This is a genomic window from Paracoccus salsus (assembly GCF_021556615.1).
Taxonomy (GTDB): Bacteria; Pseudomonadota; Alphaproteobacteria; order Rhodobacterales; family Rhodobacteraceae; genus Paracoccus; species Paracoccus salsus.
Genome location: NZ_JAKGGD010000003.1, coordinates 224,813 through 247,870, shown reverse-complemented (window position 1 = coordinate 247,870; position 23,058 = coordinate 224,813). Strand labels below are relative to the sequence as shown.

The 23,058-nt window shown below is 66.4% G+C and carries 21 protein-coding genes; 12 read left to right on the top strand and 9 right to left on the bottom strand.

Annotation, left to right across the window (positions count from 1 at the left end; all coding sequences use genetic code 11):
* Window positions 1-24 precede the first annotated feature (24 nt).
* From L1965_RS07735 to L1965_RS07720, 4 genes are all read left to right on the top strand, one after another.
* On the top strand, window positions 25-1,650 hold the full coding sequence (locus L1965_RS07735; protein WP_235755849.1) for an MBL fold metallo-hydrolase RNA specificity domain-containing protein: 1,626 nt from the start codon (window positions 25-27) through the stop codon (window positions 1,648-1,650).
* A gap of 121 nt (window positions 1,651-1,771) precedes the next feature.
* Window positions 1,772-2,488, top strand: a complete 717-nt coding sequence (locus tag L1965_RS07730) for an ABC transporter ATP-binding protein (RefSeq protein WP_235755848.1) — start codon at window positions 1,772-1,774, stop codon at window positions 2,486-2,488.
* Window positions 2,485-4,848, top strand: a complete 2,364-nt coding sequence (locus L1965_RS07725) for an ABC transporter permease (RefSeq protein WP_235755847.1) — start codon at window positions 2,485-2,487, stop codon at window positions 4,846-4,848. The genes L1965_RS07730 and L1965_RS07725 overlap by 4 nt, the downstream gene beginning before the upstream one ends.
* 3 nt (window positions 4,849-4,851) lie before the next feature.
* Window positions 4,852-6,039 carry an efflux RND transporter periplasmic adaptor subunit gene (locus L1965_RS07720; protein WP_235755846.1) on the top strand — a complete coding sequence of 396 codons (1,188 nt, stop codon included), beginning with the start codon at window positions 4,852-4,854 and terminating at the stop codon, window positions 6,037-6,039.
* 214 nt (window positions 6,040-6,253) lie between these two features.
* On the opposite strand, the gene L1965_RS07715 is transcribed toward L1965_RS07720, so the two are convergent.
* The 7 genes from L1965_RS07715 to L1965_RS07685 form a co-directional block, all read right to left on the bottom strand.
* Window positions 6,254-7,234 carry a magnesium transporter CorA family protein gene (locus L1965_RS07715; RefSeq protein WP_235755845.1) on the bottom strand — a complete coding sequence of 327 codons (981 nt, stop codon included), beginning with the start codon at window positions 7,232-7,234 and terminating at the stop codon, window positions 6,254-6,256.
* A 16-nt stretch (window positions 7,235-7,250) separates the two neighbouring features.
* Window positions 7,251-8,495, bottom strand: a complete 1,245-nt coding sequence (locus L1965_RS07710) for a glycerate kinase type-2 family protein (protein WP_235755844.1) — start codon at window positions 8,493-8,495, stop codon at window positions 7,251-7,253.
* Between the two features lie 121 nt (window positions 8,496-8,616).
* Window positions 8,617-8,817 carry a CsbD family protein gene (locus L1965_RS07705; protein ID WP_235755843.1) on the bottom strand — a complete coding sequence of 67 codons (201 nt, stop codon included), beginning with the start codon at window positions 8,815-8,817 and terminating at the stop codon, window positions 8,617-8,619.
* Window positions 8,818-8,895: 78 nt separating this feature from the next.
* On the bottom strand, window positions 8,896-9,846 hold the full coding sequence (locus L1965_RS07700) for a 2-hydroxyacid dehydrogenase (protein ID WP_235755842.1): 951 nt from the start codon (window positions 9,844-9,846) through the stop codon (window positions 8,896-8,898).
* Window positions 9,846-10,178, bottom strand: coding sequence for a tRNA-binding protein (locus L1965_RS07695; RefSeq protein ID WP_235755841.1), 333 nt, complete (start codon window positions 10,176-10,178; stop codon window positions 9,846-9,848). The genes L1965_RS07700 and L1965_RS07695 overlap by 1 nt, the downstream gene beginning before the upstream one ends.
* Window positions 10,175-10,990: a pyrroline-5-carboxylate reductase gene (proC, locus tag L1965_RS07690; protein WP_235755840.1), complete on the bottom strand. Its 816-nt coding sequence runs from the start codon at window positions 10,988-10,990 to the stop codon at window positions 10,175-10,177. The genes L1965_RS07695 and proC overlap by 4 nt, the downstream gene beginning before the upstream one ends.
* Window positions 10,991-11,034: 44 nt before the next feature.
* The gene (locus L1965_RS07685) at window positions 11,035-11,538 is read right to left on the bottom strand and encodes a type III secretion system chaperone family protein (RefSeq protein WP_235755839.1); all 504 of its coding nucleotides are present in this window, start codon (window positions 11,536-11,538) and stop codon (window positions 11,035-11,037) included.
* A 207-nt stretch (window positions 11,539-11,745) separates the two neighbouring features.
* On the opposite strand from L1965_RS07685, the gene L1965_RS07680 reads away from it, so the two are divergent.
* Window positions 11,746-12,708 (top strand): threonine-phosphate decarboxylase, encoded by a 963-nt coding sequence (locus L1965_RS07680; RefSeq protein WP_235755838.1) that lies wholly within the window; start codon window positions 11,746-11,748, stop codon window positions 12,706-12,708.
* Window positions 12,709-12,870: 162 nt separating this feature from the next.
* Here the strand turns inward: L1965_RS07680 and L1965_RS07675 are convergent, their stop codons facing one another.
* A complete protein-coding gene (locus L1965_RS07675; protein WP_235755837.1) occupies window positions 12,871-13,182 on the bottom strand; it encodes an ETC complex I subunit in 312 nt (103 codons plus the stop codon).
* 769 nt (window positions 13,183-13,951) lie between these two features.
* Here L1965_RS07675 and L1965_RS07670 point away from each other — a divergent pair.
* Genes L1965_RS07670 through L1965_RS07640 form a run of 7 tightly spaced genes read left to right on the top strand, consistent with a single transcriptional unit; the run spans window position 13,952 to window position 22,441 of the window.
* A complete protein-coding gene (locus L1965_RS07670; protein ID WP_235755836.1) occupies window positions 13,952-16,159 on the top strand; it encodes a NosR/NirI family protein in 2,208 nt (735 codons plus the stop codon).
* Window positions 16,159-18,069 carry a TAT-dependent nitrous-oxide reductase gene (gene nosZ / locus L1965_RS07665; protein WP_235755835.1) on the top strand — a complete coding sequence of 637 codons (1,911 nt, stop codon included), beginning with the start codon at window positions 16,159-16,161 and terminating at the stop codon, window positions 18,067-18,069. Before L1965_RS07670 ends, nosZ begins: the two co-directional genes overlap by 1 nt.
* Window positions 18,070-18,072: 3 nt before the next feature.
* Window positions 18,073-19,338 carry a nitrous oxide reductase family maturation protein NosD gene (locus L1965_RS07660; RefSeq protein ID WP_235755834.1) on the top strand — a complete coding sequence of 422 codons (1,266 nt, stop codon included), beginning with the start codon at window positions 18,073-18,075 and terminating at the stop codon, window positions 19,336-19,338.
* A complete protein-coding gene (locus L1965_RS07655) occupies window positions 19,325-20,230 on the top strand; it encodes an ABC transporter ATP-binding protein (protein ID WP_235755833.1) in 906 nt (301 codons plus the stop codon). The genes L1965_RS07660 and L1965_RS07655 overlap by 14 nt, the downstream gene beginning before the upstream one ends.
* On the top strand, window positions 20,230-21,051 hold the full coding sequence (locus L1965_RS07650) for an ABC transporter permease (RefSeq protein ID WP_439332068.1): 822 nt from the start codon (window positions 20,230-20,232) through the stop codon (window positions 21,049-21,051). Before L1965_RS07655 ends, L1965_RS07650 begins: the two co-directional genes overlap by 1 nt.
* A complete protein-coding gene (locus L1965_RS07645; protein ID WP_235755831.1) occupies window positions 21,048-21,557 on the top strand; it encodes a nitrous oxide reductase accessory protein NosL in 510 nt (169 codons plus the stop codon). The genes L1965_RS07650 and L1965_RS07645 overlap by 4 nt, the downstream gene beginning before the upstream one ends.
* Entirely contained in the window at window positions 21,554-22,441 is an 888-nt protein-coding gene (locus L1965_RS07640) for an FAD:protein FMN transferase (protein ID WP_235755830.1), read from the top strand. Before L1965_RS07645 ends, L1965_RS07640 begins: the two co-directional genes overlap by 4 nt.
* A gap of 388 nt (window positions 22,442-22,829) precedes the next feature.
* Here L1965_RS07640 and L1965_RS07635 read toward each other — a convergent pair whose 3' ends face one another.
* Window positions 22,830-23,057, bottom strand: a complete 228-nt coding sequence (locus tag L1965_RS07635) for a hypothetical protein (RefSeq protein WP_235755829.1) — start codon at window positions 23,055-23,057, stop codon at window positions 22,830-22,832.
* Window position 23,058: the final 1 nt, after the last annotated feature.

The following is a 23,058-nucleotide window of genomic DNA, read 5'->3' as shown; positions in this document are numbered from 1 at the left end:
TCAAGCCCCCGGAGGGATCTGACCATGGCCTATCCCCGCCTGACGTTCCACGGTGCCGCCCGCTCGGTCACGGGATCCTGCTTTCGGCTTGAGACCGATCACGGCGACATCCTGATCGACTGCGGTCTGTTTCAGGGGTCGAAAACCGAGAAAGAGCTGAACTACCGCCCCTTCCCCTTCGAGCCCGGCAGGATCGCCGCGGTGATTCTCAGCCATGCCCATATCGACCATTCCGGCCTGCTGCCCAAGCTGGTCAGGCACGGGTTCACCGGCCCGATCCATGCCACGCAAGCCACCACCGACCTGGCCGGGGTCATGCTGCCCGACAGCGCCCATATCCAGGAGCTTGAGGTCGAACAGTTCAACCGCCGTGCGGCCCGGCGGGATCGCGGTTCGGTCACGCCGATCTACACCGGCGCGGACGCGGCGGCCTGTCTTCGGCTGCTCCATCCGCACCCCTATGATGGCTGGTTTGCCGTCTTGCCCGGGCTGCGGGCGCGGTTCTGGAACGCCGGGCACCTGCTGGGCTCGGCCTCGGTAGAGGTCGAATCCGCACAGGCCGGGGGCGACCCTTTGCGCATCCTCTTTTCCGGCGATATCGGTCCCGACTGCAAGCTGATGCACCCTGACCCCACGGGACCCAGCGGACTGGACTACCTGATCTGCGAGTCCACCTATGGCGACCGGGACCGGATGGACGCCTCGGCGGACCATCGCCGCGCCTTGCTGCGCGACGAGGTGCGCGCCGCCATCGACCCCGGTGGCGTGCTGCTGATCCCCTCCTTCGCGGTCGAGCGTGCACAGGAACTGATCAGCGATCTGAGCCGACTGATCGCGGAAGGGGCCTTGCCGCAGGTGCCGATCTATGTGGACAGCCCGCTTGCCACCAGGGCCACGCGGGTCTTTGCCAGACATCACCGCGAGCTGGAGGAAGGCGCTGTGCTGATGCAGGGCCTGAAATCCCCGCATCTGCACTTTACCGAGACGCGCGAGCAAAGCATCGCGCTTGACCGGGTTCAGGGGTTTCATATCGTCATCGCCGCTTCGGGCATGTGCGAGGCCGGGCGCATCCGGCACCGGCTGAAGAACTGGCTTTGGCGCGACAAGGCGACGGTGCTGTTCACCGGTTTTCAGGCTGCCGGAACGCTTGGGCGCATCTTGCGCGACGGGGCGAAATCGGTGCGCATCCAGGGCGAGGAATTCGCCGTCCGCGCCCGAATCAGGTCGCTTGACCTTTACTCGGGCCATGCCGACGGAACCGAATTGCGCGACTGGATCAAGGCGCGCCTTCCCGTCCGGAACCAGGTGTTTCTGGTTCATGGCGAGGAATCGGCGATGCAGGGACTCGCGGAACGGCTGGACGACATCGTGAAGCCCGCCGACGTGCTGCGTCCCGTGCTGGACGAAGGGTTCGTCCTTGCACCCGAGGGTGTGCAAAGACTCGCCGGAACCACGCCCCCGCGCATCGCCCCCGATCAGGTCGCGCGACCTGACTGGCACAACGACGCGTCGCGTCTGGTCCTCGACATCAACGAGGCCCTTCGGTCCAGTCCGGACCGCAAGGCCCGCGCGATGCTGATCCGCCGATTGCAGCGCGCGCTTGAGCCCGATCACGCGGATCACGGCGGCGAACAAGGCCCGGGCCATTGAGCCGGGGGCTGCAAAAGCCGTTGCGGCCGGCGTCTGCGCCCCTTCGTCGGCGTGTTTGACGCAGGTCATGGCCTCGTGCCGCCGCGCACCGGTAAGCTTGCATCATGTGAGGGCGCGCGCGATGGCGATTGATGGCAAGATCATCTTCCGGACCAAGGGGCTGACCAAGATCTACCGCAGCGGCGCCCAGGAGGTGCATGCTCTGCGCCGCGTCGATTTTCAGGCGGCAAGGGGTGAGTTCATCGTGATCCTGGGTCCGTCGGGATCGGGAAAATCGACCTTCCTGAACATCGTCGGCGGACTTGATACCGCGACGGCGGGTAAGGCGTGGTTCGGGGATCGTGAACTGACGGCGTTGGACGAACGCGGGCTGACCCGCTATCGGCGCGACCATGTCGGCTTCGTGTTCCAGTTCTACAATCTGGTACCCAGCCTGACGGCGCACGAGAACGTCGCCCTTGTCACCGAAATCGCGCGCCGCCCCATGTCGCCCGACGAGGCGCTGGCGCTGGTGGGGCTTTCGGACCGGCGCGATCATTTCCCGGCGCAGCTGTCAGGCGGGGAACAACAGCGCGTGGCCATTGCCCGTGCCATCGCCAAGAATCCCGAGGTCCTGCTGTGCGACGAGCCGACGGGCGCGCTGGACTCGGTCACCGGTATTCGCGTTCTCGAGGCCCTGACACAGGTGAACCGGACCATCGGAACGACCACGCTGGTCATCACCCACAACGCCGCCATCCGCGAGATTGCCGACCGGGTCCTGCGCTTCGCCGACGGGCGGATCGTCGATGAGACGGTGAATGCGGCCAGGAAAAGCCCGGCCGAGGTATCCTGGTGATCCCGCCCCTTCGCCGCAAGATGTTTCGCGACCTGCTTCGCCTCTGGGCCCAGGTGCTGGCCATCGCGCTGGTGCTGGCGGCGGGTGTCGCGACGCTGATCCTTGGCAACGGAGCGTATTCATCGCTGCACGAGACCCGGGCGCGATATTACGACAGCTATCGTTTCGCCGACGTGTTCGCCGATGTGACACGGGCACCCCGCGCGCTGATGGCGGAAATTGCGGCGATCGAGGACGTTCTGGCCGCCGAGGCGCGGATCGTGAAGCTGGGGCTTCTCGATCTTCCGGCCATGACCGAGCCGGGGACGATGCTTCTGGTGTCGCTGCCCGAAGGCGGAGCCAGGGGACTGAACCGGCTGCATCTGCGCCAGGGCCGGCTGCCGGATCCGCAATCAGCCCGCGAGGTGGTGCTTTCGGAAGGCTTCGCCAGGGCGCACCGGCTTCGTCCGGGCGATTCCCTGGCCGTGCTGATGAACGGGCAGCGGCGCGAGATGACGGTAACCGGCATCGCGCTGTCGCCTGAATTCATCTATGCGCTGGGCCCGGGCGAGATGATGCCCGATCCGCGCCGCTTCGGCATCGCCTGGCTGCCGCGACCAGGCATGGAGGCGGCCTACGATCTGGAATCCGCGTTTTCCAACGTGGTCCTGAAGCTTGCCCCCGGTGCGTCGGTGGACCGTGCGATCGAGGCGCTTGACCGGCTGACCGCGCCCTATGGCGGCGGTGGGGCCACGGCGCGCAGCGATCAGACATCGCACGCCTTTCTGGATGCCGAACTCAGACAGCTCAGCGCCATGGCCAGGATTCTGCCGCCGATTTTCCTGCTGGTTGCGGCAATGCTGGTGAACATCACCCTGTCACGCCTCATCACGCTGGAGCGCGAGCAGATCGGGCTTCTGAAGGCGATCGGCTATTCCTCGCGCGCCATCGCCCAGCACTATCTGGAATTCGTGCTCGCGATCGCCGCATTGGGCATCGTCATCGGGCTTGCCGCCGGGGTCTGGCTTGGGGCCGGTCTGGCGCAGCTTTACGCAAGCTTCTTCTCGTTTCCCTTCCTCGTCTTCACCCGCGACCCGCAGATCTACGGAGTGGCCGCCGCCGTCAGCGCGGCATCGGCGGCGGGTGGTGCCCTGTTCGCCGTGCGCGCGGCCATTGCCCTGCCACCCGCCATCGCGATGTCGCCGCCCGCACCGGCTGACTACCGGGCGAGGACGGGGTTCCTCAGGCGGCGGCTGTCGCTGCGGCAGACCGACGTCATGATCCTGCGGCATCTGGTCCACTGGCCGCTGAGGACGGCTTCAGGCGTCCTGGGCATGGCCATGTCCGTGGCGATCCTGGTGGCATCGCTGTGGTCCTTCGGGTCGATCGACCACATGATCGACGTCACCTTCACGCGCGCGGAACGTCATGACGCGCGGGTGGTGTTCACGGATACCAGACCCGCGCGCGCGGCCTACGCCATGCGTCAGATGCCCGGCGTGCTTGCGGCAGAGCCTTTCCGGGCGGTCAGCGCGCAGATCAGCCACCGCAACCTGTCGCGCAGACTGTCGGTCATCGGAAAGCCTGAGACACCCCTTCTGTCGCGCGTGCTGTCACCCGACCTGCGCCCGATGACCATGCCCGAGGCCGGGCTGATCGTTTCCGAGGCCCTGGCAGAGGCGCTTGACGTCCGCCCCGGTGACCGCGTGACCGTCGAATTCCTCGAAGGCGCGCGCCGGACGGTCACGCTCCCGGTCAGCGGCGTGTCACTGGGCTATGTCGGCCTTGGCGCCGCGATGGAGTTATCGGCCCTGAATCGGGCGCTGGGTGACGGAGATGTCATCTCGGGCGTCGGCCTGCTGATCGACGACGCCGAACGCGACGCCTTCTATGCCGCAGCGAAGGACACACCCACGACCGGTTTCGTCACCGTGACGGCGCTGACGGTCGCCCGGTTCAAGGAAACGCTGGCCGAGAACATCACGATCATGATTACCGTCTATGTCGCCCTGGCTGGGATCATCGCGGTCGGGGTGGTCTACAATTTTTCCCGCATCGCCCTGTCCGAACAGGGACGGGAACTGGCAAGCCTGAGGGTTCTTGGTTTCAGCCGTCGCGAGGTGGCGGGCATCCTCCTGGGCGAACTGGTCGCGATTGTTCTTCTGGCTCAACCGCTTGGCTGGTTTCTTGGCTATCTCATGGGGCTTGGCATGGTCAGCGCATTTTCATCGGATCTGTATCGCGTGCCGTTCGTGATCAGGCCCGATGTCTATGCGACCGCAAGCCTGATCGTCGGCGCCGCTGCCCTTGCCTCGGCACTGGCCATTCGCGGGCGCATCAACAATCTCAACATGATCGAAGTCCTGAAAACGAGGGAATGACCCATGCGCCGGCTTGTCTCTGCAATCGCTGTCGTTGCCACGCTTGGACTTGTCGTCTGGGCGTTTCTGCCCCGACCCATCCAGGTCGAGCTGGCCGAGATCGCACCGCGCACCATCCAGATCGCGGTCGAGGAAGAGGGCGTGGCGCGGATCAAGGAGGTTTTCACCATCTCGGCCACCATCGGGGGCAAGCTTGGGCGCATCGATCTGCATGCGGGCGATCCGGTCGTCGCGCAGGAAACCGTCGTCGCGATCATCGGCCCGGCGGCCCCGGCACTGCTGGATTCGCGGGCGCGGTCGGTGGCCGAGGCAACACGGGCCGCCGCGCAATCCGCCGTCGATCTGGCGCAGGCCCAGCTGGCGCAGGCCAAGGCCACGCTGGAGTTCATGACCTCCGAGGCGGATCGGGCCCGCGCGCTTTACGGAAGGGCGGCGATCGCCCGGCGAGTGCTGGACAATGCCGTTCTTGAACAGAAGACGGCCCAGGCCGCGGTCGACAGCGCCAGTGCAAATCTGGCCGTGCGCGAACGAGAACTTGAAAGCGCCATGGCCGTTCTCGACACGGCGAACCGGAATGGCGCCGAAACCTGTTGCATCGAACTGTTCGCCCCTGTGTCCGGGCGCGTCCTGCGGGTGCTGACCGAGGACGAACAGGTCGTCCTGCCCGGCACGCCGATTCTTGAAGTCGGCAATCCCGGTCAGCTTGAGATCGCGGTCCATCTCCTGTCGCGCGACGCGGTGCGGGTCCGCGAGGGTGCGGACGCCCTGATTTCCGGCTGGGGCGGGGCCCCGATCGCCGCCGTGGTCGAGCGGATCGAACCCTCGGCGACGACCAGGATCTCGGCCCTGGGGATCGATGAGCAGCGGGTCATGGTGATCCTGGGCTTGCGAGGACATCCGCAGGACTGGCAATTGCTGGGCCACGGCTTCCGCGTCATCGTCCGCATCGATATCTGGAAGGGCGAGGAGGTCTTGTCCATCCCCGTGGGCGCCCTGTTCCGTGACGGCGCCGAGTGGGCGACCTATGTGGTGCGTGACGGGCGTGCGAGGCTGCATGTCATCCGCCTGGGTGAACGAAACGAGTCCTTCGCGCAGGTGCTTTCGGGACTGGAGGCCGGCGATTGGGTGATTCTGCACCCCAGCGACCTGATCGCGGACGGTATCGCGGTCGAACCGCGGTCAGGCGGGTGAGTTCGATCGACCCGCAACGCCCGTTTCCGCCCCGGCACGGCCCCATCAGCAGGACCCGCCCGCTCGGTTCGACGATCGCGACCTTCGGTCCGGCGAGATGGCTGGCGATCGGACGATCGCGCCTCGCCAGGCGCGTCGATTTCCAGTTGGTGATGCGGATCGCCCCCGCCCCCGCCCCCGCAACCCGGTCCGATCGTCGTCGCGCCGTTCGGTCTTACAGCCAGTTCTTCCAGCGCAGAAACAGCCAGATCGCAACCGAAGTGCCCAGCATCAGCAGCAAAGCCATCGGATAGCCCCAGGGCTTGTCCAGTTCCGGCATGCTGGTGAAGTTCATGCCGTAGATGCTGGCGATCAGGGTCGGCGGCAGGAACAGCGCCGAAATCACCGACAGGATGCGCACCGCATTGTTCTGTTCGAGATTGATCATCCCCAGGATCGTGTCCACCGTCAGACTGACGCGCGCGGACAGAAAGTCGGCATGCACCTCCAGCGCCTGCACGTCGCGCAGTTGGCCCTTGATGACCGGGCGCAGCTTGCCGCTTTCGCGCCGCTCCTCGATCCTCGCGGCGTGGAAGACCAGAATGCGCTCGATCGTCAGTAGGCCCAGCCGGACGCCTGCCATCACCTCCGCCTCGTGCCCGACCTTGCGCAGGGCGTTCTGCAATCGCTCGGCCGCGCTGCGACCGGCCTTGCGCCCGGGCGGGCGCTGCTGCTGGAACACGCTGGCGCTGGTCTCGTCCAGAACCCGCCCCGAGCTTTCCAGAATATCGGCCAGACGCGCGATGATCTCTTCGACCAGACCAAGAAAGATCCGGTCGGCATTGCCGCAGCCAAGGGTCGAGCGTTCGGCGCGGTCGGCGAATGTCAGGAACGGTCGCGGCGAATGATGTCGCACCGTCACCAGCCGGGAGTGCGAGAGCAGAAAGCTGACCGGCATCGCGGAACGAACACCATCCGGGCGTTCGCCCGGCAGCACGGCCGTCATGTAGTCGATGCCGTTTTCACGATAAAGCCGGCTCGATATCTCGATCTCCTCCATCTCGGCCAGCGAGGGAACCTCGACGCCCAGTCCGCGCAAGAGTGCGACCTCGTCCTTGTCCGGCTGGATCAGGTCGATCCAGACCGCCTGTTCCAGAGGCGTGTCGCGCTCGATCAGCGAAAGACGTCCGCTCCGGACAGCATAGGCATATAACATCGGTAACCTGTCCTCGTCAGTCGGTCGGGGCGGCTGCCCCGCGCAGGAAAATCGCCAGATCCGCGACGTTGGTTCCGGTCGCGCCGGTTGTCACCAAGCCGTCCGCAGCGTGCAAGGCAGGTGTGGAATTGTTGCGCGCCAGCGCGTCGTCGGGGTCGATCCCCGCTGCGCGCATCCGCGGCAGCGTGCCCGGATCGACGATCCCGCCTGCGGCCTCGCCCGGTCCGTCGCGCCCGTCGCTGCCGACCGAGGCAAAGACCCATCGCCCGTCGAGGCCCGACAGTTCCGCATGCCGCGCGAACCGCAGCGCCAGTTCCTGGTTGCGCCCGCCCAGCCCGTCGCCTGTCAGGCGAACGGTCGTCTCGCCGCCAAAGGCCAAGGCGTCGCCCGGCCGCGCCCGGCGGGCCGCTGCAACCAGGACACGGGCGCAGTCCTCGACATCGCCCGCCAGCGGCGGACCGCCACTGCGCGCGCCGGCGGCGATCATCGCCGCCACGCTGATCGCGTTCGAGCCGACAAGGATGTTCCGGGCCACGGGCGGGTCAGGGCGATCCTCGGGCCGCTTCAATGCGCGCTGGACGGCCGGCGGCAACCGCGCCCAGATGCCCAGATCGCGCGCTGTCGCGGCGGCCGCGGCGATCGTGCCGATCGGGGCCACGGTCGGTCCTGATGCGATCACGCGCAGATCGTCGCCTGGGACGTCGGAAAGGATCAGCGCGGTGACCGGCACCGGGCATAGCCGCAGCCAGCCGCCGCCTTTCTGGCGCGACAGCGCCTGCCGGATCAGGTTGGTCTGTCCGATATCGGCGCCAGATCCCAGCAACAGCCGGTTGACCTGCTGCTTTTCTTCAAGCGACACGCCCTCGACCGGGGCGGGCAGCATCGCCGAACCACCGCCCGAGATCAGCGCCAGCACCCGCTGGCCGGGACGGCAGCCCCGCAGCAGCGTCTCGACCCGTTCCGCAGCCTGTTTGCCGGCGGCATCCGGCACCGGATGGCCCGCGACCAGGATCTCGGCGCGCGCCAGCGGCGCATCATTGCCCTTGTTGGTGACGACCAGCGCCCGTGCCAGCGGCAACGCCTCAAGCGCCGCGCTGGCCATCGCGCGCGCGGCCTTCCCCAAAGCAAGGATCCGCCATTCGCCCCCCTGCGCGACCAGTTCCGGCATGGCCGCGCGCACCGCCGCAGCAGGATCGGCTGCTGCGATGCCGGCCCGTATCAGTTCAAGCGCGCGATCGCGCAGGTCCTCGGTCTGGCTCATGAGGTGCATCGTTAAGGCAGACCGCGCAAAAGGAAAGCCCCCCGGCCTTTCGCAGCGGGCGACGGCAGGGCATGAGAAAAAGGCGCCCGAAGGCGCCCTTTCCAGTCAGTTCGGGTTGCGCTCAGCCCTGATCGCGAAAGTGATCGTCGATTTCGCTTTCGGCCTTTTCCTTGGTCCAGCCGTATTTTTCCTGCAACTTGCCGGCCAGCTGGTCCTTGTTGCCGTCGATCTGATCCAGATCGTCGTTCGTCAGTTCGCCCCATTTCTCCTGGACCGAACCTTGCAGCTGCTTCCATTTGCCCTTGACGATATCCCAGTTCATGGCGTCCTCCCTTGGATACATGTTTCGTGTGCGAGGAAAACGCGCGCGCCAGTCACCGGTTCCGCGATGCAGCAAAAGTTAGCCCAGGCGGTCGCGCGGTTTTCGCCCTTCGTCAAAATCGATCAGGTTTTCAAGCGCGCGCATCGCCATCTCGGTGCGGACCTGTTCGGTCGCCGTTCCCAGATGCGGCAGCAATGTGACGTTCGGCGCGTCGATCAGCGCCTGCGGCACCAAGGGCTCCCTTTCATAGACATCAAGCCCGGCGCCCGCGATCGCAGCCGATTGCAGTGCCGCGATCAGCGCCGATTCCTCGACGACATCGCCGCGCGCGATATTGACCAGATAGCTCTGCTGACCCAGCGCCTGCAGCTCGGCCGCGCCGATCATGTGTCGGGTGCCCGGCCCGCCGGGAACCGCCACGACGGCGATATCGCAGGCTTGCAGCGTCTCATGCAGGCCCGGCATCTGGCGTGCGGGAATGTCCAGTGCCGACACGTTCGAGCGATTGTGAAAGACCACCCGCATCCCGAAACCATGATGGCAACGGCGCGCGATGGCCTTGCCGATCCGGCCCATGCCGATGATCCCGACCGTCGCCCCGCTCACCTGGGCGCCAAGCAGCTGCGTGGGTGTCCAGCCGGTCCACTGCCCCGCGCGGACGATCATCTCGCCTTCGCTGGCGCGCCGCATGGTCATCAGGATCAGCGTCAGCGCAATGTCGGCCGTCGCGTCCGTCACGACGTCGGGCGTGTTGGTCACGACAACTCCGGCTGCCGTGGCCGCCGCCACGTCGATATGGTTGTAGCCCGCTCCGAAATTCGCGATCATCCGGCAGCGCAGATCGCCGCCCTCGAAGGCGCCTGCCGAGAAATCGTCCCCCAGCGTCGGCATGATCATGTCGTAATCGCGCAGGGCCGCGGCTGCGTCGTCGCGGCTCAGCGGAGCCTCGTCCCGAAACTCGGCCGAGAACCGCGCGGCGATCGATTTCGTCGCCCGTTCTGGCATCTTGCGCGTCACCAGCAGTGTCATCAGTAAAGCCTCCCCCCGTTCGGCACTTCAAGATCAGGCCCGATCAGCACGACTTTGCCATCCGCGTCGGGCACGCCCAGGACCAGGACCTCGGACATGAACCGGCCGATCTGGCGCGGCGGGAAATTCGCCACGCACAGCACCTGCTTGCCGACCAGCGCCGTGGCCTGGTAGTGCCGTGTGATCTGGGCCGAGGATTTGCGCTCGCCCATCTCGCCCAGATCCAGCCACAGCTTGACCGCGGGCTTGCGCGCCTCGGGAAAGGCCTCGGCGCGGGTGATCGTGGCGACGCGGATATCGACCTTCAGAAAGTCGTCGAAATCGATCGTCATTTCATCGTCTTGCCCAGTTCGCGCCCGCGTTCGGTGGCTGCGGCGACCGTGCGCGCCATGAGCGGCCGCAGGCCGGTTTCGGCATCCATCAGGACCGTCAGCCCGGCGGCTGTGGTCCCGCCCGGCGAGGTCACGTTCTCGCGCAGGACGTCGGGATCCTCGTCCGCATCGATCGCCAGCGCACCCGCGCCTGCAACCGTCATCCGCGCCAGTTCCAGCGCCAGATCCGGCGACAGGCCCTGCGCCTCGCCGGCCTTGGCCATGGCCTCGATCATGTGGAACACATAGGCGGGGCCGCTGCCGGACAAGCCGGTGACGGCATCCATCTGGCCTTCGTTGTCCAGGCGCACCACCCGACCCACGGCACGCATCAGCGCCTCGGCCAGGTCCAGATGCGCGTCCGTCGCATCCGCATTGCCGATCATCGCCGAGATGCCCTTGCCGATGGCCGCGGGGGTATTCGGCATCACCCGGATCACCGGCGCGTCCGGAAAGGTCTGTTCATAGGTCGAGATCGTCGTTCCTGCCGCGACCGACACGATCAGGGTGTCGCGCAGCCGGGGCACCTCGCCCAGGGCGTCGGCCATCATCTGCGGCTTGACGGCCAGAACCAGCACGGCGGGATTTTCCGGCAGGGGCGCGTTGATCCGCAGCCCCTTGTCCTGCCATTCGGGCGCCAGTTTCGGGTCGATCACCGTGACCGCGCCGGGTTCCAGACCGCGCGCCAGCCAGCCCTTCAGCATCGCGCCGCCCATCCGGCCGCAACCGACCAGCACCAGACCGCGCGCATTGATGTCGTCGAAATCGCTCATCAGCTTCCCCCCCTCTGTCAGTCATGCGGGGGCGCGGCGCCCCCTCATGCCCGTCCGTAGGTCTCGCCCAGCGCGATGTCCAGCGCTGCGGACGGCTGGGTATCGCCCCAGCCCACCAGCTGGAACGAGGGATAAAAGCGTTCGCAGCCGATCAGGGCGTTGCCGATCATCTGGTCGACCTGCTCGGCCGAGGCGACCGCGTCGCCCGCCAGCACCAGCCCGTAGCGCCACACCATCAGCCGCTGCTGCGACCAGAAGGTGAAGCCGCCATCCCAGACCTGGTCATTGGCCAGGTTCAGCGTTTCATAGATGAGGGGAAGCCGATCGGCGGGCGGGTCCATGTCGAAGGTGCAGATCAGCCGCAGCACCTCTTCGCGCGGAGACCAGGCCAGCGTCAGAGAGTAGCTGCGCCATTGCCCCTCGACCACCATCGCGATCTGATCGTCGGCCAACCGGTCGAAATCCCACTGGTGGTGGGCCGCCACCGTCTCGACGATGTCGATGGGGTGGATCTCGTCGTTGGGGATGAAATGATCCGTCTGTGCCATAGCCTGCTTCCTGCCTCTCTGCGGGAGCGATTCTGACGCCGCTAACCCTTGGTGGCCTCACAACACAGGGCATGGGTGCCCGAATGTTCCTACTACATATCGTGGGCGCGAATCCGATTGCTGTAAAGCGAAAATTCGTTAACGCATTGCGCCCGAAAGGCCGCTGGCCTACCAGATCCGGCAGGATGCGAGGCGGGGAAACACCAGATGCGCCGCGATCACGGCGGGGATATCGACGCGGCGGTGGCACGCTATGGGGCGGGGGACTGGATCGACCTGTCAACCGGCATCAACCGGCGCCCCTGGCCGGTCGCCCAACTGCCCGATCACGCCTGGCGGGCGCTGCCGACCGCGGTGGCTGGCGCCCGGCTGGCGCAGGTCGCGGGAGGCTGGTTCGGATGCGATCCCGCGCATGTCCTGCCCGTTGCCGGCGTTTCGGCGGCGATGCAGCAGATAGCGCTTCTTTTGCCTGTCGGCCGCGCTGCCGTGCTGTCTCCCAGCGATAACGAGCACGCGGCCAGGCTTGAGGCTGCCGGCTGGCACGTGACCCGGACGCACGACCCGGCCGAGATGGCGGGCGCCGATCTGGCGGTGGTGGTGAACCCCAACAATCCGGATGGTCGCGAATGGACGCCCGAGTCGCTTGCAAGGCTTGCCGCCCGCGTCGGCCACCTGATCGTGGATGAAAGCTTCGCCGATCCGCGTCCCGACCTCTCACTGGCCGCGGGGGCACCGCGAAATGCCTTGGTTCTGCGCAGCTTCGGAACGTTCTGGGGGCTGGCCGCGCCGCGCCTGGGCTTCGTCATCGCATGGCCCGCGCTGCTGTCGCGCATCTGGGACAGCGCGGGGCCGTGGGACGCCAGCGGCCCCGCGCTTTTTATCGGCGCCGCCGCGATGGCTGATCGGGGGTGGGCGGACGACGCAGTGGTGTATCACTCCGAGGCCAGTCTGCGGCTGGACCATCTCGCCCTGCGCGCCGGGTGGCGGCCGGTCGGCGGCACGCATCTTTTCCGCCTTTACCGAACGCATGATGCCAGAGCAGAGCAGGACCGTCTGGCCCGGTCGCATCTGTGGACCCGCCGCTTTCCCTGTTCGGACCGCTGGTTGCGGCTGGGCATTCCGGGAAGCCGCGAGGAATGGGACCGCCTGTCACGCGCCCTGAGGGGCTGAGCCAGCCCTATCCGCCACGATTCTTCGGTGGTCAGCAAGGAAGCGGATGCGCCCGAAAGCTTGTCACCCTTGCGACTGCCCTGTGCAGGAGCCGACGGAAATGGGCGCCCGGAACGCTTTGACCGATACCGTTGCCGACTTGCCCTCGGCCTGCAACATGCATCAGTGGGTCCAGGGGGCTCGGCGGTCTGTTGCGAAGTTCTCGCCGTAGCCGCGCGGCCGGACGTTCACCGCCCGCTTGTGCGGGGTTTGCACCACATAGTCCAGCCCATGGTCTCGCGCATAGTCTTCGGCCTGCTTGCACGTCTCGAAACGCAGGCGCACCTGACTTTGCGTGTCGTCGCTGCTGGTCCAGCCCATCAGCGGATCGATATCGCGCGCATCAGCTGGCGGGAATTCCAGAACCCAGCCTTTCGTGCGTGCCGTGCCGGATTGCATGACGTTGCGGGCAGGTTGGTAGATGCGGACACGCATGGGACAAAAAACCTCTCGGGCTGACGATTGCCTGGTTTATCGCCAAAGCATCGCGTCGGATCAAGCCCCAAGGACCAGCCCGTGTCGCAGGGGATGGCGGCGGTGAGGCTGTGAGGCATCTTGCAAGGCCGGTTCCACAGATGGGGGTGAAGGATCGACGTGGCGACCCGATCCCTGCCAACGCGGCCCGGTTGGGCGTTGATGATGCGACAATGCGCAGATCATCACCGCCGGGCTCGATCTGGCGAAGAATGGGTTTCAGGCTCATGAGGCAGCGGGCCATGATCTGAAACCTTGTGGGCTTTGAGCCGCGAAGACCTGAGCTGCCGTCTTTGGCACCCCCCTCCTTTCCCTGAGCATGCGGTCTTCCATGCGCAACCGTTCGTCCCCGCGCCCCAGACCGGCGTTGCGTTCCGGGACTTTTGCCGGATCGGAAATCGCCCGGCCATGTGCCTGGGGTCGCAAGCCCGACCCCGTGATCCGACGCAGCCTGACGCCGTGCCCCTCCGCTGATGAGCGCGATGCGAACTGCATCCCGCTTGAACGCGCCGCTGTGCGTCGCTGGCCGGTCCGGTCTCGTTCCTGCCGAGCATCGCCCTCCGAGGACCGAATTGAAACCGTGACAGGTCCGCAACGGGCTGCCACGCAAACGCGGATGCGACGGCGAGCAGGTCAAGGGCCTGGCGCCCCGAGCTTGCGGACCGGGATGATCGCGCAGTCTTGACTTTCGTCAACGAGACGGCGCGTCGGCTGGGCTAATGCTGTGCGCATGATCACGCCCTCTCACCTCTGCAGGTTTTGGCGCGCGGCATTGCGCTTGGCATTGACGCTTGCTTGTCTTGCGGCACCACTTGCGGCGGCGGCCGACGACGTATCGGAACTGGGACGATTCCTGCCCGGTCTCGACGCGGCAGAGTTGCTTCCCGGTGCCTCTGGCTTCGGGGCGATGCGGGATGACGTGCCGGTGGCGCCGGTGCTCAAGGACGGGGAAACAGTCGCCTGGGCCTTCCTGACCTCGGACTTCGCCGGAACCACGGGATATTCCGGCAAGCCCATCCATGTGGTCGCGGCGATTGATGCGGATGCGGTGATGACCGGCGCGGTGCTGGTCGAGCATTCCGAACCGATCGTTCTGATCGGCATCCCCGAGGCCAAGATGCGGCGCGTGATCGAGGGCTATGCCGGGCTCGATCTCAAGGCCGAGGCGGCGCAATCGGGCACGGCGCATGATCTCGACATCATCTCTGGCGCGACGGTCACGGTGATGGTGATCGACGACAGCCTCGTGCGCGGCGGGATCAAGGTGGCGCGCGCGTTGGGGCTGGGGGGGCTGTCGCAGGTGGCGAAGGCGGGGCCGGAACGCTCGCTGCTGCCGGGCGAAGGCACGCTCAAGGACTGGTCGACGCTGGCCGGCGACGGATCGCTGCGCGGGCTGACGCTGGATGTCGGGCAGGTCAATCGCGCCTTCGAGGCGAGCGGGGACGAGCGCGCCATCGCGCGGCCGGAAAAGGGCCCCGATGACGCAACCTTCATCGACATGCGCGTGGCCATTGTCAGCGTGCCCACGATCGGGCGCAGCCTGCTGGGCGCGAAGGAATACAGCAATCTGCAAGCCTGGCTGGAGGAGGGCGACCACGCGATTGTCGTCGCCGGGCGCGGGCGCTATTCCTTCAAGGGTTCGGGCTATGTGCGCGGCGGCATCTTCGACCGGATCCAGCTGATCCAGGGCGACCGCTCGGTGCGGTTTTTCGACCGCGACCACCGCCGCCTGGGCGAGATCGCAGCGGCCGGCGCGCCGAGTTTCACCGAACTCGACATCTTCCGCATCCCCGCCGACAGCGGCTTTGACCCTGCCGAGCCGTGGCGTCTGCAACTTCTGGTTCAGCGCGCCGTGGGGGCGGTGGACAAGGATTTCATCGCCTATGATCTGGGCTACCGATTGCCCGAGAGCTATCTTGTGCCGCTCGCGCCGTCGCCACTTCTCGACGCCGCCGATGAGGAGGCCGCCGCCAAGACTGCGCTCTGGCAACGCATCTGGCGCGACAAGACGCCCGAAATCGCGGTTCTGGCGGTGATGCTGACAGCACTTACGGGCGCGTTCTTCTTTCAGATGCAGATCACCGCGCATCCCCGCGCCTACCTGTGGTTCCGCACCGGGTTCCTGCTCGTCACGCTGGTGTTCGTCGGCTGGTATGCAAATGCGCAGCTTTCTGTGGTCAACCTGATGGCGCTTGCCGGATCGCTGCGCGCGGGGTTCACCTGGGACGCCTTCCTGATGGATCCTCTGGTGTTCATCCAGTGGTTCGCGGTCGCTGCCGCGCTGATTTTCTGGGGCAGGGGGGCCTATTGCGGCTGGCTGTGCCCCTTCGGCGCGCTGCAGGAACTGACCAACCGGGTCGCGAGGCGGCTCAAGGTGCCGCAATGGACGCTGCCCTGGGGCCTGCACGAGCGGCTCTGGCCCGTGAAATACATGATCTTTCTGGGCCTGTTCGGCGTCTCGCTTGCCTCGATCCCGATGGCCGAAAAACTGGCCGAGGTCGAGCCGTTCAAGACCGCGATCATCCTCAAGTTCGTGCGCGACTGGCCGTTCGTGGTCTTCGCCCTCGTGCTGTTGCTGATCGGGCTCTTCGTCGAGCGGTTTTATTGCCGCTATCTGTGCCCGCTTGGCGCGGCGCTGGCGATCCCTGCGCGGATCCGGATGTTCGACTGGCTCAAGCGGTATCGCGAATGCGGCAGCCCTTGCCAGACCTGTGCCAACGAATGCCCGGTGCAGGCGATCCACCCCACGGGAGAGATCAACCCCAACGAATGCGTCAACTGCCTGCATTGCCAGGTGCTCTACCAGTCTGACGCGAAATGTCCGGTGATCATCCGGCAACTGAAACGGCGCGCGAAGGATCGCGCGTCACGAGAGGCCGAATCAGGCGTGCTGGAGCGCCTGATCGAGCCCAGGACAGCGGCAAAGGAGATTGACTGATGTCTGAGGAAAGAACAGCGATGAAGCTGAGCCGGCGGGGCATGCTGGGGGCCACCGCCACCGGCGCGCTTGCGGCCACCACCGGCGGCGCGGGCCTGCTTGTCGGCGCGGGCCCGGCGCGGGCCGCCGAAGGCGCATTGTCGCCCGTGCCCGGCGAACTGGACGAGTATTACGGCTTCTGGTCCTCGGGCCAGAGCGGCGAATTGCGCATCCTGGGCTTTCCGTCCATGCGCGAATTGATGCGCGTGCCGGTGTTCAACCGTTGCTCGGCCACCGGCTGGGGCCAGACCAACGAGAGCCTCAAGATCTTCGATGACGGCATGTTGCCCGAGACCAGGGCGTTCCTCGCGGCCAACGGCAAGCGCGTGCATGACAACGGCGACCTGCATCACCCGCACATGTCCTTTACCGACGGCACCTATGACGGGCGCTATCTGTTCATGAACGACAAGGCCAACACGCGCGTCGCGCGGGTGCGCTGCGACGTGATGAAATGCGATCGCATCGTCGAGATCCCCAATGCCAAGGCCATCCACGGCCTGCGCCCGCAGAAGTTCCCGCGCACGGGCTATGTCTTTGCCAATGGCGAGGACGAGGTGCCGATGGTCAATGACGGCACGGTGCTGGACGAGCCCGACAAGTATGTGAACTTCTTCACCGCGCTCGACGGCGACACCATGGAAATCTCCTGGCAGGTTGTGGTGTCGGGCAACCTCGACAACACCGACTGCGACTATCAGGGCAAATACGCGTTCTCGACCTCCTACAACTCGGAAATGGGCATGAACCTTGCCGAGATGACCGAGAACGAGATGGATCACGTTGTGGTCTTCAACATCAAGGAGATCGAGGCGGGCGTTGCCTCGGGCGATGTGCAGGTCCTCAACGGCGTGCCGGTGATCGACGGGCGCAAGGGGCAGAACAAGAAATACACCCGCTATATCCCCATCCCCAACAGCCCCCACGGCATCAATACCGCGCCGGATGGGGTGCATGTGGTGGTCAACGGCAAGCTGTCGCCGACCTGCTCGGTGATCGACGTGCGTAAGCTGGATGCGCTGTTCGAAGAGGACGCCGATCCGCGCTCGTGCATCGTGGCCGAGCCGGAACTGGGCCTTGGGCCTCTGCACACCGCGTTCGACGGCAAGGGTTTTGCCTATACCACGCTGTTCCTCGACAGCCAGATGGTGAAATGGGACATCGCCAAGGCGGTGCGCGCCTATGCCGGAGACGACGTCGACCCGATCGTGTCCAAGGTCGATGTGCATTATCAGCCCGGTCACAACCACACCACCATGGGAGAGACCAAGGAGGCTGATGGCCGCTGGCTCGTCTCGCTCAACAAGTTCTCGAAGGACCGTTTCCTGAATGTCGGTCCGCTCAAGCCCGAGAACGAGCAGGTCATCGACATCTCGACCGACGACATGAAGGTGGTCCATGACGGCCCGACCTTTGCCGAGCCGCATGACGTGATCCTGGTCAGGCGCGACATCGTGAACCCGGTCAGCATCTGGGACCGCAATGACCCGATGTGGGCCGAGACCCGCGCGCAGGCCGAGGCCGATGGCGTCGATATCGACGGATGGACCGATACGATCATTCGCGATGGCGACAAGGTGCGGGTTTACATGGCGAGCCAGGCGCCGACCTTCTCGCTCGAGAAATTCGAGGTGAGCGAGGGCGACGAGGTGACCGTGATCGTCACCAACCTCGATGACATCGACGACCTGAGCCACGGCTTCACGCTGAACAACCACGGTGTCGCCATGGAAGTGTCGGCCCAGCAGACCGCATCGGTGACCTTCACCGCAGCCAAGCCCGGGGTCTACTGGTATTACTGCCAGTGGTTCTGCCATGCGCTTCACATGGAGATGCGCGGGCGGATGCTGGTCAAGCCGCGAGGCGCGTGACCGATGCTGCTCCGTCTGCTCATGCTGATCGGGCTGATCGCGTCCGCCGCCCATGCGGAGGACGTGCCGGTCCCGGCTGCGCGCGGAGCACTCAAGACGGCCGTCGCCGGGGCGTCCCCCGGCGACGTGCTGATCCTGTCACCGGGCCGGCATGACGGGCCGGTGACGCTGTCGAAGCCGCTTACCCTTGATGGCCGCGGCACGGCCACGGTCGATGCGGGCGGCGCGGGTTCGGTCATCACCGTGACAGGCGAGGATATCACCGTGCGCGGCCTCACCATCGTGGGGTCGGGCAGCGATCACCAGGACATCGACTCGGGCGTGCAGCTGACCAAGACGGCGCGTCGCGCCGTGATCGAGCATAACCGCATCCTCGGAAACCTCTACGGCGTGGACATCCACGGAGCCGATGACAGCATCGTGCGCGGCAACCTCATCGAGGGCCGCACGGATCACCGCATGAACGACCGCGGCAACGGAGTCTATGTCTGGAACGCGCCCGGCGCGCGTGTGACCGGCAACGATATCCGCTGGGGCCGCGACGGGATCTTCGTCAACACCTCGCATTCCAACGCGTTTGTGGGCAACCGCTTCCGCGACCTGCGCTTCGCGGTGCATTACATGTATGCCAACCGCTCGGAACTGCGCGGCAACCTTTCGATCGGCAATCACCTGGGCTACGCGGTGATGTATTCCAAGCGTGTCAGGATCATCGACAATGTCTCGGTGAACGACGCCAAGCACGGGGTGATGCTGAACTATACCAACGACTCCGAGATGCGTGGCAACCTGGTGAGCGGTGGCGGCACCAAGTGCCTGTTCATCTACAACGCCCACAAGAACGAGATCGCTGGCAATCGGTTCGAGCGCTGCGACATCGGCGTGCATTTCACCGCCGGATCCGAGCGCAACACGATCACCGGAAACGCCTTTGTCGGCAACCGCACGCAGGTGAAATACGTGGGCACGACCTGGGTCGACTGGAGCGAGGAGGGCATCGGCAATTACTGGTCGGATTTCGCGGGCTATGACCTGGATGGCGACGGCATCGCCGATACGGCCTACCGCCCCAATGACAGCATGGACCACATCCTGTGGACGCAGCCGGCGGCCAAGCTTCTGATGGGGGCGCCCGCCGTGCAGCTGGTGAAGTGGGCGCAATCGGCCTTTCCGGCGCTGCTGCCGGGCGGCGTGGTGGACCGCGCGCCGCTGATGCAGCCGATCGCGATCCCGATCCCCGACTGGGAGGCGAGACATGACGGATCGTGACACGGCGCTGACCATCGCGGGGCTGGACAAGAGCTACGGCCGAACGCCGGTGCTCGAGGGCATCACGATTCACCTCGCCCCGGGCGAGCGGGTGGCGCTTCTGGGCCATAACGGCGCGGGGAAATCGACGCTGATCAGGCTGATCCTTGGCCTCACCCATCCCGGCGCGGGCACCATCCGTGTGGTCGGCCATGCGCCGGGAAGTGCGGCGGCACGCGCGGCCACCGCGTATCTGCCCGAACAGGTGGCGTTTCACAAATCCCTCACCGGACGCGAGCAACTGACCACCTTCGCAAGGCTGGCGGGCGAGCACCCCAGGACGGTCGCGCCGCTGCTGGAGCGTGTAGGGCTGATCGACGCCGCCGACCGCCGCATCGGGACGTATTCCAAGGGGATGCGGCAAAGGCTGGGTCTGGCGCAGGCGCTTCTGGGCCGTCGCCGTGTGGCGCTGCTGGACGAGCCGACCAGCGGGCTCGACCCGATCTCGCGCCACGATCTTTACGCCGTGGTCGACGAGATGGCGGCAAACGGCACCGCTCTGCTCATCGCCAGTCACGCGCTGACCGAGCTGGAGGCCCGCACCGACCGCATCGCTATCATGGCGAAGGGTCGGCTGGTGGCCGATGACAGCCTCGTCAATCTCGCGCGCGCCGCCGCCCTGCCCACGCGCATCAGGCTCACGGCGCGCGACGGGACTGCGGATGCCGTGCAGGCAGAGCTTGGCGGCGATCGAAAAAATGGCCGCACGGTCGAATTGCACTGCACGACCGACCAGAAAATGGCGCAGCTCGCGCGCATCTCGGCCCTGGGCGACGCGGTGCGCGATATAGAGATGGTGCCGCCCAGCCTTGAAGATCTTTACCGCCACTATTGCGCGGAGCTGCGTCCATGATCGCCCGTCTGCTTGCCATCGCCATTGCCGAGTTCCGCATCCAGACCCGCAACCGCTGGCTGGCCTCGGCCACGGTGCTGATGCTGCTCTTCGCGCTGGCACTCACCTTTGCCGGGTCGGCGCCCACCGGAACGCTGGGGGTGGATCTGCTGACCGTCGCGGTGGCCTCGATGACCACCCTGGCGGTCTATCTGGCGCCTTTCCTGGCGTTGATGATTGCCTTTGACGCGGTGGCCGGCGAGGCCGAGCGCGGGACTTTGGGCCTGACGCTCACCTACCCGCTGAGCCGGGGCGAGATGCTGCTGGGCAAATTCACGGCGCATCTGGCGGTGCTGGCGATCGCGATCACGCTGGGGCTTGGCGCGGCGGGTCTGGCGGCTTGGCTTGCTGGCGGGGCGGGGACAGAGAGCGCTCGGGCGCTCGCCCGCCTCATCGCCACGTCCATCCTTCTGGGGGCGTCCTTCCTGGCGCTGGGCTATGCTGCCTCGGCCCTGTCTGGCAGCGGGGCGGCGGCGGCAGGGCTGGCGGTGGGTCTCTGGCTGGTGCTGGTGGTGCTTTACGATCTGGGCCTGCTGGGCGCGCTGGTCTTCGATCAGGGCGGCGACTTTACGAAACACATCTTCCCGTGGCTTCTGGCCGCCAACCCGGCCGACGCCTTCCGCCTGTGGAACGTCGCGGGATCGCAGGAGGTGGCGCTGATTTCGGGCATGGCCGGGGCAGGGAAGGCCCTGCCGGGCTGGGCCGCGCCGCTTTCGCTTTTCCTCTGGCCGGTGCTGGCGCTCGTGCTGGCCCGGGCCGCCTTTGCGAGGGTCGAGCCATGAAGCGTTTCCTGCTTGCGATCCTGCTTCTGACCGCCTGTCGGCAGGAAGCGGCCCAAGTCCCGGATGCTGTTACCATGACCGGGGATGCCTTGGGCCATGTCTGCATGATGCAGCTCGACCAGCACCCCGGTCCCAAGGCGCAGATTCACCTGTCGGGCATGGCCGATCCGATCTTTTTCGCCCAGGTCCGGGACGCGCTGGCCTATGTCAAAGGCCTCGAGCGCGACGCCGATATCCTCGCTTTCTATGTCAGCGACATGGGCGCGGCGACAAGCTGGGATTTTCCGGGCATCGACAACTGGACCGATGCCGCCACCGCGCATTTCGTCACAGGTGCCGCTGTCACCGGCGGCATGGGGGCCCCCGAGATCGTGCCCTTCCGCGATGCCGATGCCGCGCGCAGCTTTGCGGCCGGCAAGGCAGGCGAGGTGATGCGCCTCGACGCGATCCCGCCCGAGACCGTGCTCGGTCCGGTGGACACAGTGCTGGAGGACCCCCCGACATGAGCCTGACACGCCGCCGTTTCCTGACCCTCTCCGCCGCCGCGCTGGCGCTGCCCTCGGGCGCAAGGGCGCAGTCCGTCGCCCGCTGGCAGGGCGTGGCGCTTGGCGCGCCGGCCACGATGATCCTCGCAGGTGTCACGCCGATCGCGGCGCGCCCGGTCTTTGCCGCGATCGAGGCCGAACTGCTTCGGCTCGAGCGGATTTTCAGCCTCTATCGCGATGACAGCGCGCTGGTGCGGCTCAACCGGGATGGCCATATCGCGACCCCGCCGCCCGAATTGCTGGAGGTGCTGACGCTGGCCGGCACACTTCATGCGGCGACGGCGGGTGCTTTCGACCCGACGGTGCAACCGCTCTGGCAGGCGCTCGCCACCGGCAGCGATACGGCAAGGGCACGCGCAGCGATCGGCTGGGGGCAGGTCGGCTTCGATACGAGCCGCGTGACGCTTGCCCGGCCCGGCATGGGACTGACGCTCAACGGCATCGCGCAGGGCTATATCACCGACCGCATCGCCGATCTTCTGGCGGCGCGCGGCTTTGTCGACGTTCTCGTGGATATGGGCGAGATCGCGGCGCGCGGACAGCGTGGCGACGGCACAGGCTGGCGCGCGGGCGTCGCCACGCCCGAAGGCCTGATCACGCAGCGCGTGACGCTGCGCGACCGCGCGCTGGCGACCTCGGCCCCGCTCGGCACGCAGCTGGCAGGCGGGGTGGCGCATATTCTGGGCTCCGGGGGGCGCGTGCCTACCCGCAGGCTGGTCAGCGTGTCGGCCCCGCGCGCGGCGCTGGCCGACGGGCTGTCAACGGCGCTCTGCCTGCTGGACACGGACGAGACGGCGCACGCCCTGGCGCGTTTTCAGGAGGCGCGGCTCGAAGCCACGCTATGATCCGGCAGAGGAAATGGAACAGTACGGAATCGGTTGACCCTGGGAGCCTGTCTTGTCCTTGCCAGTTGCGGCTTCCGCTGCGGCGGAAGGCGACCCGGCGGCGGGCGAGGAACTGTTCCGCACACGCAAGACCTGCCACCTGCTCCGCGCAGGTCCAGGCACCGCGTGGGTCCCGTAGGTGACGGGATCGTCGCCGCGATCCGACGTGCAGAGAAGCGTGCCGCCTTCCTCGCCACCCCCGCAAATATGCCAGGGACACCAGGATGACCTTTGCCGGTCGCGGGCAAGGATGAGCAGATTGCCGACGCGATCGCCGATCTTGCGCGTTTCGAATGGCCAGGTTCCGGCCGGGATCAGGGCCGTTCCGCCAGGCGCGGGGCATCCCGTTTCATTTTCGCCCTTCGGCCTCGTCGATCAGGCCCTTCACCCACAACGTCACCCACCAGTTGGCGGGCAGGCCCAGCGGCAGGCACAGCCAGAGTGAGGCGACCGGAGAGAGGGCGGTCCAGCCCACAGCCTGCCACAGCAGCGCCAGCATGAAGAGATTGATCGCCACGGCCAGTGCGGTGAAGGGGTAGAGCAGCAGGAAAAGCCGCAGGGGGGGACGGTTTCGCATG